14 protein-coding genes and 1 pseudogene are annotated in these 17,637 nt (G+C 43.5%); all 15 read left to right on the top strand.

Going from position 1 to position 17,637, the window contains the following annotated elements:
• The first annotated feature begins 44 nt into the window (after positions 1-44).
• The 15 genes and pseudogenes from JZY04_RS00080 to JZY04_RS00150 all read left to right on the top strand — a co-directional run bounded on the left by JZY04_RS00080 (position 45) and on the right by JZY04_RS00150 (position 17,635).
• A complete protein-coding gene (locus JZY04_RS00080; RefSeq protein ID WP_122143014.1) occupies positions 45-677 on the top strand; it encodes an HU family DNA-binding protein in 633 nt (210 codons plus the stop codon).
• A 940-nt stretch (positions 678-1,617) separates the two neighbouring features.
• Positions 1,618-1,816, top strand: a pseudogene (locus JZY04_RS00085) (hypothetical protein); the annotation flags it as partial.
• Positions 1,817-2,341: 525 nt separating this feature from the next.
• Positions 2,342-4,606, top strand: a complete 2,265-nt coding sequence (locus JZY04_RS00090; protein ID WP_005809701.1) for a cation:proton antiporter — start codon at positions 2,342-2,344, stop codon at positions 4,604-4,606.
• 41 nt (positions 4,607-4,647) lie between these two features.
• Complete coding sequence (locus tag JZY04_RS00095) at positions 4,648-5,301, top strand: LysE family translocator (protein ID WP_005776017.1); 654 nt, start codon at positions 4,648-4,650, stop codon at positions 5,299-5,301.
• Positions 5,302-5,321: 20 nt separating this feature from the next.
• Positions 5,322-5,867 carry a DUF4924 family protein gene (locus JZY04_RS00100; RefSeq protein ID WP_122130548.1) on the top strand — a complete coding sequence of 182 codons (546 nt, stop codon included), beginning with the start codon at positions 5,322-5,324 and terminating at the stop codon, positions 5,865-5,867.
• 136 nt (positions 5,868-6,003) lie between these two features.
• Entirely contained in the window at positions 6,004-6,867 is an 864-nt protein-coding gene (gene rfbD / locus JZY04_RS00105; protein WP_022011862.1) for a dTDP-4-dehydrorhamnose reductase, read from the top strand.
• A 24-nt stretch (positions 6,868-6,891) separates the two neighbouring features.
• A complete protein-coding gene (locus tag JZY04_RS00110) occupies positions 6,892-8,466 on the top strand; it encodes a peptide chain release factor 3 (RefSeq protein ID WP_005809698.1) in 1,575 nt (524 codons plus the stop codon).
• 193 nt (positions 8,467-8,659) lie between these two features.
• Complete coding sequence (locus JZY04_RS00115; protein WP_005776021.1) at positions 8,660-9,892, top strand: Cof-type HAD-IIB family hydrolase; 1,233 nt, start codon at positions 8,660-8,662, stop codon at positions 9,890-9,892.
• On the top strand, positions 9,889-10,998 hold the full coding sequence (locus tag JZY04_RS00120) for an isochorismate synthase (RefSeq protein ID WP_122143016.1): 1,110 nt from the start codon (positions 9,889-9,891) through the stop codon (positions 10,996-10,998). The genes JZY04_RS00115 and JZY04_RS00120 overlap by 4 nt, the downstream gene beginning before the upstream one ends.
• A 16-nt stretch (positions 10,999-11,014) precedes the next feature.
• A complete protein-coding gene (gene menD / locus JZY04_RS00125) occupies positions 11,015-12,682 on the top strand; it encodes a 2-succinyl-5-enolpyruvyl-6-hydroxy-3-cyclohexene-1-carboxylic-acid synthase (protein ID WP_122143017.1) in 1,668 nt (555 codons plus the stop codon).
• A 4-nt stretch (positions 12,683-12,686) separates the two neighbouring features.
• Positions 12,687-13,691, top strand: coding sequence for a hypothetical protein (locus JZY04_RS00130; RefSeq protein WP_122143018.1), 1,005 nt, complete (start codon positions 12,687-12,689; stop codon positions 13,689-13,691).
• An 18-nt stretch (positions 13,692-13,709) separates the two neighbouring features.
• A complete protein-coding gene (gene menB, locus JZY04_RS00135) occupies positions 13,710-14,534 on the top strand; it encodes a 1,4-dihydroxy-2-naphthoyl-CoA synthase (RefSeq protein WP_005776026.1) in 825 nt (274 codons plus the stop codon).
• A 47-nt stretch (positions 14,535-14,581) separates the two neighbouring features.
• The gene (locus tag JZY04_RS00140; RefSeq protein ID WP_122143067.1) at positions 14,582-15,601 is read left to right on the top strand and encodes an o-succinylbenzoate synthase; all 1,020 of its coding nucleotides are present in this window, start codon (positions 14,582-14,584) and stop codon (positions 15,599-15,601) included.
• A gap of 11 nt (positions 15,602-15,612) precedes the next feature.
• Entirely contained in the window at positions 15,613-16,707 is a 1,095-nt protein-coding gene (locus tag JZY04_RS00145) for an AMP-binding protein (protein ID WP_122143019.1), read from the top strand.
• A gap of 70 nt (positions 16,708-16,777) precedes the next feature.
• Positions 16,778-17,635: an endonuclease/exonuclease/phosphatase family protein gene (locus tag JZY04_RS00150; protein ID WP_122143020.1), complete on the top strand. Its 858-nt coding sequence runs from the start codon at positions 16,778-16,780 to the stop codon at positions 17,633-17,635.
• The last annotated feature ends 2 nt before the right edge of the window (positions 17,636-17,637 follow it).

The following is a 17,637-nucleotide window of genomic DNA, read 5'->3' on the forward strand; positions in this document are numbered from 1 at the left end:
CTTTATCGGTTTTCTCTATTCACCTTTTAAAAACATTGCAAGCTATGGCTGAATATCAAATGCAAGAACTGACTCTTCCCAATGAGGAAGACAAGAAAATTCTTTTCCCGCGCATGAAGCTGTCCGGGCAAGTAGACTTAAATTACATTGCTTCACACATTAATTATGCAAGTTCTTTTACCCCGGGGGATATCATCGGACTGACGAAGGCTTTGGCGCAGGCCATTGCCTATGAAATGGGGCAGGGACATTCAGTGAAAATCGACGGACTGGGTATCTTTACTCCTTCACTGGGGTTACGTGACGGAGCCGAGCGTGAGAGCGGCGAGAAAGGTGGTAAAAAACGTAATGCCATGAGCATCTGTGTAAAGAATATCAATTTTCGTGCTGACAAACAACTGATCATTGAAACAGGAGACCACTGTATGCTGGAGCGTTCGGAATGGAAGTTCAGGCACTCTTCGCAATTCTACTCAGAGCAGGAACGGCTCAAGATGGCACAAGACTATCTGGCTGTGAATCATTTTATGAAAGTGGCGGATTATTGCCGCTTGACGGGGTTGTTGCGTGACAAGGCCGCACGGGAGTTGAAACGCTGGACCGAACAACCTGAAACAGGTATTGATTATCGGGGACAGGGCTCGCATAAGATATACATGGTCCGTTCCAACTTATGAGTGTGTCCTTACAAAAAAGATAATCAGTGCATACGCATCGCGTTGCCGGGACATATCGGTATTTTTGCGGAAGAAACCTGATTCCGACTCGTCTTAAAATGACTTCATGTTATTATTGTGTGAAGTTGTTTTAGGGCAAGTAAGATACCGGACACCATTGATTGCGGATATGTATCGGACAGATTTTAAATGATCTGCTCTCTTTATAATATGCATCCGCTCTTTTCTTCTCTATTTACGAAATATTTTTATCTCTAAATAATCACTATTTACATCCATATAAACTCTCGTATTTGCATTATATTCCATATTCTGCGTTTATTGATTTCTTTGAATTAATATATATTTGTATTTTTGATTCACTTTTATATCACAATGAAAAGAATGATTATATTGATCAAGAAGTGAAGTTTTTACTCTCTATGAAATAATAATGTAATTAAATAGTGATAGGTGTATCACTGTTTTCAGTGACAAAAATGTATTTAATATCGTTTTATGGTGGCAAATAGTGAAGCGAATAATACGTGATTGATAAATTTTGAAATATTTTTTTTCTGTTAAGTATTTGAAATGATAAATCTATGCGCTATATTTGCTGTTACACTAAAAGATACTAAATGAAGAATTGCTCTTATTGAAATAATGTTAACTGTACGGCTAACGCTATTGGATCCGTTAAATAAGAATTCAATAAGAGAAAGAAAAGATATATTTGATAATAAAATTTTATAGGGGTATTACACTTACATAACAAATTACTTTATTATAGGTACAAGAATATTGGGGGGGAGATGCGAGGATATTACAGTAAGTCAAGCTTTACATTATTATTGTTCAAATATCAGTTGAAAAACGAGATTTATACAGAATAAGTTGCATTGGATGTTTTGTTCACTGAATAATAACTGGAATTGACGTTAATATAAAAGTTCTATATATGAAAAAAATATATCTGTTATTATCATTTCTTTCTGCATTTTTTTTGCTCTCGGCTTGCTCAGATGATACTGAGCAATGTTTATATTCTCCTAAGGTATTTGATACCGGTAATTTATTGAGTAATAAAGTAAAAGAGGAATTCTTGAATTTTGATTATCCTGCTGGAATTGTTCCGGTTCTTTTTGCGGCAGATAGCATGAGGTTGAATGAGTTAAAACTCTTTTTACCACAGGTTTATCACAGACTAATGATTTTTATAATCAATGACTTATAGTTTGCTCTGTGTCCTCTGTGGTGAGTTTCGGCACACCCTTTATGTTGATGAATGTTTTGATGATCTTGCGGATTCAATATCTGAATCAAAAGTTCTCGTTCAAGAGTTGAATGCTTTACCTTCGTCTAAAAATATCGGATAAATTCTGCCGTGTCTGTTATTTCTGCATTGCCTGGAATACATAGGGACTCCCTCGGAGAACTTTTACGGAAAATGTGCTTTTACCTCCTATCCTTTGGGCGGATAATGTGTGAAGATCTATCATATTATAAGTAACAAAGCAAAAGAGTGCTTTGAGCATGCTGCACAATTGGGACATTCGCTCGCAAGTTCGAAAGCCCGGCAGATAGAAGGTGAGATGAGCAGGTTATAATACGTGATTTTATTGTTTTTCTGTTTTTAATTAGTAGAAAACATTAATTTTGCATTCGATTTAAATCCGATTCGAATGTCACAACTTCCAACGTTAATAGCCGACCTCGCTCTGATTTTGATTTGTGCCGGTGTTATGACTTTGTTATTCAAGAAACTGAAGCAACCACTTGTGCTGGGTTATGTCGTTGCCGGTTTTCTTGCCAGTCCACACATGCCTTATACGCCTTCGGTGATGGATACAGCCAATATTAAAACCTGGGCGGATATTGGAGTCATCTTTTTGCTTTTTGCCCTTGGGCTGGAATTCAGTTTTAAAAAGATAGTGAAGGTTGGAGGTACGGCTGTCATTGCTGCCTGTACCATTATCTTCTGTATGATTCTGTTGGGGGTTGCTGTCGGGATGGGCTTTGGTTGGCAGCGTATGGACAGTCTGTTTCTGGGCGGGATGATTGCTATGTCTTCTACTACCATCATCTACAAAGCGTTTGATGATTTGGGGTTGCGGAAGAAACAATTTACCGGTTTGGTGCTCAGTATTCTGATTCTTGAAGATATACTTGCCATTGTGTTGATGGTGATGCTTTCAACGATGGCTGTCAGCAATAATTTTGAGGGAACAGAGATGTTGAGCAGTATCGGTAAACTACTTTTTTTCCTTATTCTTTGGTTTGTGGTAGGTATTTATGCCATACCCGAATTTCTGAAACGTTGTCGGAAATTGATGAGTGAAGAAACATTGCTGATTGTTTCTCTGGCTCTCTGTTTTGGTATGGTGGCTATCGCTGCCAATACGGGCTTTTCTGCTGCATTCGGTGCCTTTATTATGGGGTCTATTCTTGCCGAAACAATTGAGGCCGAATCTATTGACCGATTGGTGAAACCTGTGAAGGATTTGTTTGGAGCTATCTTCTTCGTATCAGTGGGAATGATGGTAGATCCTGCAATGATTGTTGAATATGCAGTTCCAATTATAGCTATTACATTGGCAGTAATCTTGGGTCAGGCCTTTTTCGGCACAATGGGCGTTATGCTGGCGGGACAACCTTTAAAGACAGCCATGCAGTGTGGTTTTAGCTTGACACAGATAGGGGAGTTTGCTTTTATTATCGCTTCTCTCGGTTTGTCCTTGCATGTGACAAGTGATTTTTTATATCCGATCGTAGTTGCTGTTTCTGTTATCACTACATTCCTGACTCCTTATATGATCCGTGTTGCCGAGCCGGCTTCAAATTTTGTAGACCGTAAGTTGCCTGAGTCGTGGCGACGTTTCCTGATGCGGTATACTAACGGTTCCCGGACCGTCAATCATGAAAGCCTTTGGCGGAAATTACTGTTTGCCTTGGCACGGATTCTGGTGGTTTACTCCATTGTCAGTATTTCTGTGATTACCCTTTCATTTCGTTTTGTGGTGCCCTTGTTTCGTGAACATCTTCCGGGTATCTGGGGACCACTGGCGGGAGCTGTTTTTACTATTTTGTGTATATCTCCTTTCCTGCGGGCCATTATGGTGAAGAAAAACCATTCGGCAGAATTCATGACTTTGTGGAATGACAACCGTGTCAACCGGGGACCTTTGGTTTCTACGATTGTGTTTCGTGTTGCTGTTTCCGTTCTGTTTGTCATGTTCGTGATTACCCGTCTCTTTAAAGCGTCTGTCGGATTGATGTTCGGAGTTGCCTTGTTGCTGGTAATCCTGATGGTTCTTTCACGGCAGCTGAAGAAACAATCTATTTTGATAGAACGTAAATTTTTTCAAAATCTCCGTTCCCGTGATATGCGTGCCGAATACTTGGGGGAGAAAAAGCCGGCTTATGCCGGGCGTTTGTTGTCGAGAGATTTACACCTGACCGATTTTGAAATTCCCGGAGAATCGGCTTGGGCCGGAAAAACATTGCTTGAGCTGAATTTGGGCAAAAAGTATGGAGTGCATGTTGTTTCTATTCTACGGGGAAAGCGTCGGATTAACATTCCGGGAGGTTCTGTCCGTTTATTCCCGATGGATAAGATACAGGTTATTGGTACTGATGATCAGTTAAATACATTTGCAGAGGAAATGTCTCATGTTTCTGTCATTGATTGGGATGTGTTTGAGAAAAGTGAAATGACATTGAAACAATTGTTGATTGATACTGATTCTGCTTTTCTGGGCAAAACGTTGCGTGAATCAGGTATCCGGGATAAGTACCATTGCCTGATAGCCGGTGTAGAGCGGGGAGGAGAGGCTTTGATGACTCCTGACGTAAATATTCCTTTTGAAGAAGGAGATGTGGTATGGGTGGTAGGTGAGAATGAAGATGTATACCGGTTAATAGGGCAAAATTGTGATAGAAAACGTTAACAGGATACTGGCATATCATAAAAAAATGCGATATTTGCGAAATGATTCAGATAGAGACTATACTTGATATACTTGTTAAAGGATTCGTGATTGGCATTGTGGTTTCTGCACCGCTGGGGCCTGTAGGTGTCCTTTGTATTCAGCGTACTTTGAATAAAGGACGCTGGTACGGATTCGTTACCGGTCTGGGTGCTTCGTTGAGTGATATTGCTTACGCCCTTCTAACGGGATATGGCATGAGTTTCGTGTTCGATTATATCAATAAGAATATTTTTTATCTACAGCTTCTCGGAAGCATTATGCTATTGGTTTTTGGTATATATACATTCCGTAGCAACCCGGTACAATCCATCCGTCCGGTATCAGCCAATAAAGGTTCTTATTTCCACAATTTCATCACCGCTTTTGCGGTTACACTTTCAAACCCTCTTATAATTTTCCTTTTCATCGGTTTGTTTGCCCGTTTTGCATTTGTGCAACCCGGTGTGTTGGTTTTTGAAGAGATAACCGGTTATCTGGCCATAGCTCTCGGAGCATTGGCATGGTGGTTCGGAATTACTTTCTTTGTCAATAAAGTGCGGACACGATTCAATTTGCGTGGCATCTGGATTCTGAACCGGGTGATCGGAAGTATTGTGATGGCTGTGTCTGTGTTTGGATTGATATTCACTCTGTTGGGGGAATCTATCTATTAATGTAGGAGAAAAGAAAGAAGATGAAAATAGCGCAACAACTGAAAGAAAAGAATATTGCCGAGTACCTTATATATATGTGGCAGGTAGAAGATCTGATCCGTGCCAATGATTGTGATATCGACCGGATTAAGGAGAACATTATATCCCGTTACAAGATTGGCGATGAAGAACGCCGTGAGTTGACGGAATGGTATTCTAATCTGGCTTCAATGATGCGGGAAGAGGGAGTCCGTGAGGAAGGACATCTCCAGATAAACCGAAATGTAATCATTAACTTGACCGAACTGCATGCAGCTTTGCTGGCATCGTCTAAGTTTCCTTTCTATAGTTCGTCTTACTTCAAAGCACTGCCTTTCATTGTAGAGTTACGAAATAAAAACGGTCAAAAGGAAGAACCGGAACTTGAAACCTGTTTCGAGGCTTTGTATGGGATGATGTTATTGCGTTTGCAGAAGAAGCCTATCAGCCCGGAGACTACAAAGGCGATGGAGGCTATCAGCAGTTTCCTGTCTATGCTGGCTAACTATTACGACAAGGACAAAAAAGGAGAGTTAAAATTGGAATAGAAATGAATACGATTCACCACAGAGTACACGGAGGACACAGAGTTTTAATCTCTTGTTTATTAAGATGTTTAAGAAAAAGATATTCTCTGTGTTCTCTGTGTCCTCCGTGGTGAATTAAACTCAAAAAAAGATAGAAATGAATATATTAGTCACCGGAGCCAACGGGCAACTTGGCAATGAAATGCAGGTGCTTGCCAAAGAAAACCTGCAGCATACGTACTTTTTTACGGATGTGCAGGAGTTGGATATTTGTGATGAACAAGCTGTTTATGCCTATGTGAGTGAACACAAAATTGATGTCATTGTGAATTGTGCGGCTTATACAGCGGTGGATAAGGCGGAAGATGATGCTGAATTTTGCGACAAACTGAACAATGTCGCACCAGGATATTTAGCTCGGGCGGCACAAGCCAACGGAGCTGCGATGATTCAGGTTTCTACCGACTACGTGTTTGATGGCACAGCCCATATCCCTTACACAGAAGATCAACCCACTTGTCCGACCTCAGTTTATGGCTCTACCAAATTGACCGGTGAGCAGAACGTGATGAACCATTGTGAAAAAGCTATGGTAATCCGTACGGCATGGTTGTATTCTATCTATGGCAACAATTTTGTGAAAACGATGATTCGTTTAGGACGTGAGCGTGAGTCTTTGGGGGTTATATTTGATCAGATCGGTACGCCGACTTATGCCAATGACTTGGCTCTGGCTATTTTTGCAGCCCTTAATAAAGGTATTGTCCGTGGTATCTATCACTTTAGCGATGAGGGAGTTTGTTCTTGGTACGACTTTACAATAGCCATTCATCGTTTAGCGGGAATCACTTCATGTAAGGTGAAACCATTGCATACTGCTGATTATCCGGCAAAGGCACCTCGTCCGCATTATTCCGTACTCGATAAGACGAAAATAAAAGAGACATTTGGCATTGAAATCCCGCATTGGGAAGAAAGCCTGAAACGTTGCATTAATCAATTAAGAGTGGAGAATCTGTGATTCTTCATCCTCAATTCTTGAAATATGGCAGATAATACAGAAATATTAAGAAGGCGCACTTTCGCCATTATTGCACACCCGGATGCCGGTAAGACTTCACTGACTGAGAAATTGTTGTTGTTTGGCGGACAGATACAGGTGGCAGGAGCAGTAAAAAGTAACAAGATTAAAAAGACGGCGACTTCCGACTGGATGGAGATCGAAAAACAACGTGGTATCTCAGTCACTACTTCGGTGATGGAATTCGATTACCGGGACTATAAGATTAATATTCTGGACACTCCGGGACACCAGGATTTTGCCGAAGACACATACCGCACTCTGACGGCAGTGGATAGCGTTATCATCGTGGTAGATGGCGCGAAGGGTGTGGAAACCCAGACTCGTAAGTTGATGGAGGTTTGCCGGATGCGGAATACACCGGTGATTATCTTTGTCAATAAGATGGACCGTGAAGGGAAAGATCCGTTTGACCTGCTGGATGAACTGGAAGAAGAACTGATGATTCAGGTGCGCCCATTGTCGTGGCCTATCGAACAGGGTGCCCGTTTCAAAGGAGTTTATAATATTTACGAACAGAAACTCGATCTTTATCAACCCTCTAAACAGGTGGTAACGGAAAAAGTGGAAGTGGATATTCATTCCGAGGAATTGAACAAGCAGATTGGTGATACGCTGGCTGATAAATTACGTGGTGATCTGGAGTTGATTGAAGGTGTGTATCCTGAATTTGATGTAGAAACTTATTTGCAGGGAGAGTGTGCTCCTGTATTTTTCGGTTCGGCTTTGAATAACTTTGGTGTGCAGGAATTGCTCAATTGCTTTGTTGAGATTGCTCCCGCTCCCCGTCCGGTACATGCTGAGGAACGTGAGGTGATTCCCGAAGAACCTAAATTTACCGGTTTTATTTTCAAGATAACAGCCAACATCGATCCTAATCATCGTTCATGTGTGGCATTCTGCAAGATTTGTTCTGGCAAATTTGTAAGAAATGCGCCTTATTTGCATGTGCGCCATGGCAAGACGATGCGTTTCTCTTCGCCCACCCAATTTATGGCACAGCGTAAGACAACTATCGATGAGGCTTGGGCGGGAGATATTATCGGTTTACCGGATAACGGAACGTTTAAGATTGGCGATACGCTTACCGAAGGCGAACAGCTTCATTTCCGTGGTTTACCGAGTTTTTCACCGGAGATGTTCAAGTATATTGAGAATGCCGATCCGATGAAGCAGAAACAGCTTGCCAAGGGCATCGACCAGTTGATGGACGAAGGTGTGGCCCAGTTGTTTGTCAACCAGTTCAATGGCCGCAAGATTATCGGTACAGTGGGGCAATTGCAGTTTGAGGTCATTCAGTATCGTTTGTTGAACGAATACAATGCTTCTTGTCGCTGGGAGCCATTAAGTCTGTACAAAGCATGCTGGATTGAGAGTGATGATCTGGAAGAACTGGAAGCATTCAAAAAGCGTAAATATCAGTATATGGCCAAAGACCGCGAAGGGCGTGATGTCTTTCTGGCCGATTCGAATTATGTGCTTCAGATGGCACAGATGGATTTCAAAAATATTAGGTTCCACTTTACGAGCGAGTTCTGATTCGCTTTACGAAATAAATTGGATTAAGACGGTGGGCGGGTTGCAGAACAGTGCAACTTGTCCACCGTTTGTTCTCTTTCTGACAATATAAAAACACCTTGTTAACGCATTCTTATGGTATAATTTTCCCTAAATAAGGGGCGATGTTGCCTTAAAAATTTTACCTTTGTAATCTAAACAAAAACTCGAAGTCATGAAGTATAAATTGTTAGTCCTTGATGTAGACGGGACATTGCTTAATGATGAAAAGGAGATTACTCCACGTACCCTCGCTACCTTATTGAAAGTGCAGCAGATGGGTGTACATCTTGTTTTAGCATCGGGCAGGCCTACCTATGGGATTTTGCCATTGGCTAAAAAACTGGAATTGGGTAACTATGGCGGATATATCGTGTCTTATAACGGTGCGCAGGTTATTAATGCAAAAAATGGAGAAGTATTGCTTGAGCGGCGTATTAATCCGGAAATGTTGCCCTATTTGGAGAAAAAGGCACGTAAAAACGGATTTTCTATCTTTACATACACCGAAGATCGGATGATTGCCGATTATGCTAATAATGAACATATTCTTTGGGAAGCACGTCTCAATGGGATGGAGCTGATTGAGGAACCCGAATTTTCGGCAGCTGTAGATTTTGCTCCTTCCAAATGTATGTTGGTCAGTGATGATGAAGAAGCATTGGTAGCTTTGGAAGAACATTGGAAGAAACGTTTGAACGGTGCACTCGATGTATTCCGTTCGGAACCTTATTTTCTTGAAGTGTTGCCTTGCGGTATCGATAAGTCTACCTCTTTGGGAGCACTGTTGTCCCACCTTGATATTACACCCGAAGAAACGATTGTGATAGGCGACGGTGTCTGCGATGTTTCGATGATACAGTTTGCCGGATTGGGTATTGCCATGGGGAATGCCCAGGACTCTGTGAAAGTTTGTGCCGATGTGGTGACTGCATCGAACGAAGAAGACGGAGTTGCCCTTGCCGTAGAAAAGGCGATTCTTGCAGAGATCCGTCCTGCCGAGATTCCACTTGATCAGTTAAACGAGCGTGCCCGTCACGCATTGATGGGGAATCTGGGTATTCAATATACTTATGCGTCCGAGGACCGGGTTGAGGCTACCATGCCGGTAGACGAACGAACCCGACAGCCTTTTGGCATTCTGCATGGAGGGGCTACTTTGGCATTGGCCGAAACTGTAGCCGGATTGGGGTCGATGATTCTTTGCCAGCCTGACGAGATTGTCGTTGGTATGCAAGTCAGCGGTAATCACATGTCATCTGCCCACGAAGGAGACACGGTGCGGGCTGTCGGCACCATCATCCATAAAGGTCGTTCATCTCATGTCTGGAATGTGGACGTATTTACGTCGACCGACAAGTTGGTGTCTTCTATTCGGGTGGTGAATAGTATATTAAAGAAGAGATGACGTCAGAAGAAACAAATAATTGTGAGATTATAGATGAGTTGATCCGGCAGGGAAGAAGTTTTGCGATGTATCGTAATCCGGGGGAAGAAGAACCTCACTTTCTGATGCAGACTTACGGAGAAGTACGTTTGGTTCGGGAAATGGAAGAACTAAACGGACAGACAGGTTTTGTTATCGCTCCTTTTCGGGTTACTCCGCAATGTCCTATCATATTGATTCAACCGGACTGTCAAGAAATTCCTTCCTGTGCAGGCAGCCCGCGCAGGAGTGTGCAGCCTGTCTGCACAGAGGTGTGCAACCGGTCTGCACAAAACGAACGGCCTGTGAGAGCAAAAGAAGCTTATGCAGCCTGTTTTGATATTTTTATCCGAGCTTTACGGGCACATATTTTCGATAAGCTGGTGCTGTCCCGCAAAGTGACGGTAAAGAAAGAACCGGGGTTCTCTCCTGCAAGTGCTTTCTATAAAGCTTGCAGGCGTTATATTTACTCCTATGTCTATCTTTGCTATACTCCGCAAACGGGAGTGTGGATGGGCAGTACACCGGAAATCATTTTATCGGGTGAGAAGGGAGAGTGGAATACTGTGGCATTGGCCGGAACCCAGTCTTTACAAAATGGTGAACTTCCTCAGCATTGGGATGAGAAGAACCGGGAAGAACAGGAATATGTAGCCGCATATATCCGTAATCAACTCCGATCGTTAGGTATTTCTCCGGTGGAGAAGGGACCTTATCCGGCTTTTGCCGGAGCTTTATCGCATCTGAAAACTGCTTTCCGTTTCTCACTGAACGATAGTCGTAAATTGGGGGATTTGTTGAAGCTATTGCATCCTACTCCGGCTGTGTGCGGATTACCCAAGGAGGAAGCCTATCGGTTTATTCTCGATAATGAAGGTTATGACCGCAGTTATTATTCCGGATTTATTGGGTGGCTCAAACCGGAGGGGAAGACGGACCTGTATGTCAACCTACGCTGTATGAATGTGAAAGAGGATACTCTGACACTTTATGCCGGAGGTGGGTTACTGGCATCTTCCGAATTGGATGATGAATTTCAAGAGACTGAAAAGAAGATGCAGACGATGAAGAACTTGAACTCTTTATAAATAACTTAATAGAGCGATGTATTCAGATAAGGAAAACATATTGCAGTTGGTAGCGTTGCTTCGGGCACACGGAGTGACGAAAGTGGTCTTATGCCCCGGAAGCCGGAATGCTCCGATTGTACACACACTTGCCGGTCATCCTGATTTCACCTGTTATTCGGTAACAGACGAGCGGAGTGCCGGTTTTTTTGCTATCGGGCTTGCCTTACATGGCGGAAAACCTGCGGCAGTCTGTTGCACATCCGGTACGGCTCTGCTGAATTTGCATCCTGCCGTGGCGGAAGCCTATTATCAGAAAGTTCCTTTAGTAGTTATTTCTGCCGATCGTCCCGTAGCCTGGATTAACCAGATGGATGGGCAGACTTTACCGCAACCGGGTGTCTTTCAGTCGTTGGTGAAGATGTCTGCGAACTTGCCTGAGATACACACCGACGAAGACAAATGGTATTGTAACCGTTTGTTGAACGAAGCATTACTTGAACTGAATCACCATGGCAAAGGACCTGTGCATATTAATGTACCGGTTTCGGAGCCTTTGTTCCAGTTTACGGCAGATGTTCTTCCCGAAGAGCGTGTTATAACACGTTATCAGGGACTGAATGTTTATGATCGCGATTACGACGGTCTGATTGATCGGCTTAATAAATACAACCGGCGCATGATAATTGTCGGACAGATGAATCTGATTTACCTGTTTGAGAAGAAATATTCAAAGATGCTGTATAAGCAGTTTGCTTGGTTTACCGAACATTTGGGTAACCAGACTGTTCCCGGTATTCCGATCCGGAATTTTGATGCTGCTTTATATGCCATGTCTCCGGAAATGCAGGAAAAGATGATGCCCGAACTGGTAATCACTTATGGAGGACATATCGTCTCCAAGCGGATGAAAAAATTCCTTCGTCAGCATCCGCCCAAGGAGCATTGGCATGTGTCGACGGATGGTGAAGTGATTGATCTGTTCCAAGGTTCACTCACGACGGTCATTGAAATGGACCCGTTTGAGTTCCTTGAGAAAATAGCTTTCTTGCTGGACAACCGTACACCAGAGTATCCTCGGCAATGGGAAAATTTTTGCAAAGAACTTCCCCAACCAGAGTTGCCCTATTCGGAGATGTCTGCCATAGGAGCGTTGATAAAGGCTTTGCCTGCTTCATGTGCTTTACACCTGGCCAATAGTTCGGTTGTACGCTATGCTCAACTATACCCTTTACCCGATACAATAGAGGTTTGCTGTAACCGTGGAACAAGTGGTATCGAAGGTTCCTTATCGACAGCAGTCGGTTATGCCGCTGCCTCCGGAAAGTTGAATTTTGTGGTCATTGGAGACCTGAGTTTTTTCTACGATATGAATGCGTTGTGGAATAATCATTTCGGAAGTAATCTCCGCATACTTCTCTTAAATAATGGGGGAGGGGAAATCTTCCATACTCTGCCTGGTTTGGAAATGTCCGGCACTTCGCATCGTTTTGTGACTGCCGTACACAAGACGTCTGCTAAAGGGTGGGCTGAAGAACGTGGCTTTCTTTACCAGGAAGTGCAGGATGAAAATCAGCTGGACGAAGCAATGAAGGTTTTCACCCAAGCCGAGTTATTGACTCAGCCTGTGTTAATGGAAGTTTTCACAAACAAGAATAAAGATGCACGTATTTTGAAAGACTATTATCATCAACTAAAAAAATAAGATTATGATTAAGCAAGGGGTGATGTTGATTGGTGGCTTATTGCTGTTTGTTATAAGCCCACTTGTGGAGAAGGTTGGGGCCATGTCTCCCGGGAATACCGTATTACAGGAGGTGACGACTCATGTAGATACAATCGATTTTAGGTTGGCCTCTGCCGAAGAAGCTAAACGCCTGATAGCGGTTGAGGATCATTATACGCGTAACTGGACTCCGTTTGATATTGCAGCCCGTCTTGAGAATCCCGAAGGAAAAAGAGAAGATCTCGTCAGTCTGGCTATTGGTGAAGTTCGTGAATGGACTCCCCGGGAGGCGCAACAGATTGAACGGATCAGAAAAAGCTTGAATGACACGATTCGTAAGTATGGTTACCGGATTCCTTTCCCGAAAGAAATAATATTGGTAAAAACAACAATGAAAGATGAAGGAGGAGCCGGAGGGTATACTCGCAGTAACTGGATAGCACTGACCGACGTTACTTTTCAGCGGGGAAACGAGCAGTCGCATACTCGTCTGTTGGTGCATGAAATTTTTCATATCCTGACACGTTTCAATCCCGGATTCAAAAAGAAAATGTACGAGGCTATTGAATTTAATATTCTGCCAAAAGAGATTGAATTGCCCGAAGATATTCGGGAATACCGGATTTCCAATCCCGATGTCAGCCGTTGGGACAGCTATGCCACTTTTACAATCGATGGTAAACCTCAGAATTGTACCATGATTATATATGCCAACAGGCCCTATACCGTTGGTAAGTTCTATCAGTATATCAATGTAGGTTTGATTCCTTTGGATAAAGCATTCAAACCAGTTCGGGAAAATGGCAAGACGGTTATTTATCCGTTGCAGAAAGCTGCCGACTTTTTTGATAAGGTTGGGCGGAATACCGGATATGTTATCGATCCGGAAGAGGTGATGGCAAATAATTTCGCTATCGCAATGTTGAACAACCCCAATGTAAAGACACCCGGACTCCAGAAGAAAGTACAGGAATTATTAAAGAAATAACCATTAAAATGAATAAAGATGGAAACGAAAAGAGAGTGGACTCCTATTAAAGAATATGAAGATATTCTATTTGATTACTATAATGGCATTGCTCGTATTACAATTAACCGCGAGCGTTATCGCAACGCTTTCACACCGACCACAACCGGTGAGATGAGTGATGCTTTGCGTATTTGTCGTGAAGAGCCTGACATTAATGTCGTGGTACTGACCGGTGCCGGTGACAAAGCTTTCTGCTCGGGAGGTGACCAGAATGTAAAAGGACGAGGCGGATACATCGGTAAAGACGGGGTGCCCCGTCTGAGTGTGTTGGACGTACAGAAACAAATCCGTTCGATACCTAAACCGGTTATTGCCGCTGTCAACGGATTTGCTATCGGTGGCGGACATGTACTGCACGTAGTATGTGATCTTTCCATTGCCTCCGAGAATGCAATCTTCGGCCAGACCGGACCGCGTGTAGGTAGCTTCGATGCAGGATTCGGCTCTTCTTATCTTGCCCGTGTGGTGGGACAAAAAAAAGCTCGTGAAATTTGGTTCCTTTGCCGCAAGTATAATGCTCAGGAAGCTTTGGATATGGGACTTGTCAACAAGGTGGTGCCTTTGGAAAAACTGGAAGACGAGTATGTCCAATGGGCCGAAGAGATGATGCAGCTCAGTCCATTGGCGCTCCGCATGATTAAAGCCGGCTTGAATGCCGAACTTGACGGGCAGGCAGGTATTCAAGAGTTAGCCGGTGACGCGACTCTGCTTTATTATCTTACCGATGAAGCACAGGAGGGCAAGAATGCATTCCTTGAAAAGCGCAAACCAGATTTTAAGCAATATCCTAAGTTCCCATAAGTAAAAAAGGCCTTCTTGATGGGAGGCCTTTGCTTTATAGTATTCCTATGTATACAATAAATATTATTCCCCGTATCCTCCATTTCAAGCAGCCGGCAGGAACTTCCCGCGGTACCTATACTACCCGGAAGGTTTGGTATATCTATCTTTCTACGACAGAGTATCCGGAACGTGTCGGAGTGGGAGAGTGTGCTCCGTTGCCTAAACTGAGTTGTGACGACCTGCCGGATTATGAACAAATACTCTGCAATGCTTGCCGGTGTTTGGAGCAGACAGGCGAACTGGATACGGAAGCTTTGCGTGATTATCCTTCGATTCTGTTTGGACTTGAAACAGCTCTTCGTCATTATGAAACTCAGAGTTGGGCATTATGGGATACTCCTTTTTCCCGGGGAGAAACCGGTATACCCATCAACGGACTTATCTGGATGGGCGATTTTGATAGGATGTTGCAACAGATCGAAGTAAAGATGCAGTCAGGATACCGTTGTATCAAACTGAAAATAGGTGCGATAAACTTCGAAGAAGAATTGGCACTGCTGAAGCATATCCGTGCTCATTATTCGGCGAGGGAAATAGAGTTGAGAGTGGATGCCAATGGTGCTTTTTCACCCATTGACGCTATGGAAAAACTGAATAGGTTGGCTGAATTGGAACTACACTCCATCGAACAGCCCATCCGTGCCGGGCAGTGGGAGGAAATGGCCCGCCTGACGGCAGACACTCCGCTTCCCATTGCATTGGACGAAGAACTGATTGGCTGTAATACTCCCGAAGGAAAACAAGATTTGTTGACGTCTGTCCGTCCTCAATACATTATATTGAAACCATCTTTACATGGTGGAATCAGTGGTGGTAATGAATGGATTGCAGAAGCGGAAAAGCAGCATATCGGTTGGTGGATTACCTCTGCACTGGAATCGAACATCGGACTGAATGCTATTGCACAATGGTGTGCTACTTTCCGTAATCCGCTGCCTCAGGGATTGGGAACCGGACTGTTGTTTACAGACAATATCGAAATGCCCCTTGAGATTCGAAAAGATTGTTTATGGTTTTGTAAATAAAAGAAATACTTATGATATTTAATCGGGAAGAACAACAGCTGATGCTGGAAGGCAATTTGCTTTCCCGGGAAGATGTAAAAAGACTTGTTGCCAGTTGTACAGACGCAACGCCGGTATTTCTGTGTGAACTCTACCGTTTTCTGGACGATTGGTTCAACGATTCTCCTTATCTTACTGTAAAGACGTCCGGTTCTACCGGAACACCGAAACAAATGAAGGTCCTTAAAGACCGGATGATGCAGAGTGCCCGGTTGACTTGTGAGTATCTGGGGCTTCGGCGGGGGGATAGTGCGCTATTGTGTATGCCTTTGCAATACATTGCCGGAAAGATGGTTGTGGTGCGGGCTTTGGTTGCCGGGCTGAATCTGGTTGTCCGCACTCCTTCCGGTCATCCGATGGCGGATTTGGATCAGCCGTTACGTTTCTCGGCAATGGTTCCGCTGCAGGTTTACAATACTTTGCAGATAGCCGCGGAAAGAGAAAGGCTCTGCCGGACTGATATTCTTATAATTGGCGGTGGTGCGATAGATGCCGGTCTGGAAGCTGAGATACGTCAATTACCGGGTAAGGTGTATTCTACGTACGGCATGACGGAAACCCTGTCGCATATTGCTTTAAGACGGCTGAACGGACCGGATGCGAGTACTCTTTATTATCCTTTTCCTTCGGTACGACTTTCTTTGTCACCCGAGCATACATTGATTATTGATGCTCCGCTGGTTTGCGATACGATTTTGGTGACAAATGATGTGGCGGAAATAAATTCGGACGGTAGCTTTTCTATCCTGGGCAGAAAAGACAATACCATCAACACCGGAGGTATCAAAGTGCAGGCGGAGCAGGTGGAAGATATACTGCGTCCCTGGATACATGTTCCCTTTGCCATCACTTCCGTTTCCGATGCCGCATTAGGGGAGGCAGTTGTTCTTTTGATAGAAAATGGAGGGTATACGGAACGGTTGGAGGAGAAGATGAAAGAGCTTCTTACCAAGTACCAGTTGCCTAAAATGGTTTTTTCAGTGGGCACTATACCCTTGACGGAAACAGGGAAAATAAATCGTGCCGGTTGCCGGCAATTAGCTGCTACTTATCAGGTGGGGCGTTAAGTGTTTTTTCTTTTTCAGTTGTATCATATACGGAATGGCTTTAAATTTAATAACCAACACATATAAACTAATGAATAAGATTTGCTTTTTTATCGGAACTTTTATTACCCTGCTTCTGGCGGGTTGCAGTTCCAGTCCGATTTCACATGTCCGTTTGGCTACCTTCAACATCCGTTACGATAATCCGGGCGATAGCCTGAATTCTTGGAAATTCCGTAAAGACCGGGTTTGTGAGTTTATCCGTGAAAAACAACCGGATGTACTGGGCATGCAGGAGGTGTTACATCATCAGTTAGAAGACTTGTTGGCCGGACTGCCCGATTATGCCTATGTAGGCGTGGGACGTGAGGATGGAAAAACTCAAGGTGAATATGCTCCGGTTTTCTATCGGAAAGATAAATATGATTTACTGGACAGCAATACATTCTGGTTGTCCGAACATCCGGATAGTGTCGGTAAACTTGGTTGGGATGCTGCCTGTACCCGTGTTGCCACCTGGGCTAAACTGAAGGAGAAATCCACCGGAAAAGAATTCCTGATGGTAAATACTCATTTTGATCACGTAGGGACAGAAGCCCGGAGGAACAGTGCATTGCTTATTATTGATAAGATAAAAGAGATAGCCGGTACACACCCCTCTATGATGACCGGAGACTTTAATGTTTCTGAGGAATGGGAAGCTTATAAAACAATTACATCCAATGAGTTCATATTGAAAGATGCGTGGAAGATAGCTGCGAAACAGACAGGAGAAAGCTATACTTTCCATGATTTTGGAAGGGTACCGGTGGCTGAGCGGGAGAAGATCGATTTTATTTTCGTAACTCCGCAAATAAAGGTGGCGGATGCGGAAATTATTTCTTCCGCGATTACAGACTCTACCTATTTGTCTGATCACAACGCGCATTTGGCCGACCTGGAATTCTAAAC

Origin of the sequence: Bacteroides sp. 11BF, assembly GCF_019633765.1 — a bacterium.
GTDB lineage: Bacteria > Bacteroidota > Bacteroidia > Bacteroidales > Bacteroidaceae > Bacteroides > Bacteroides hominis.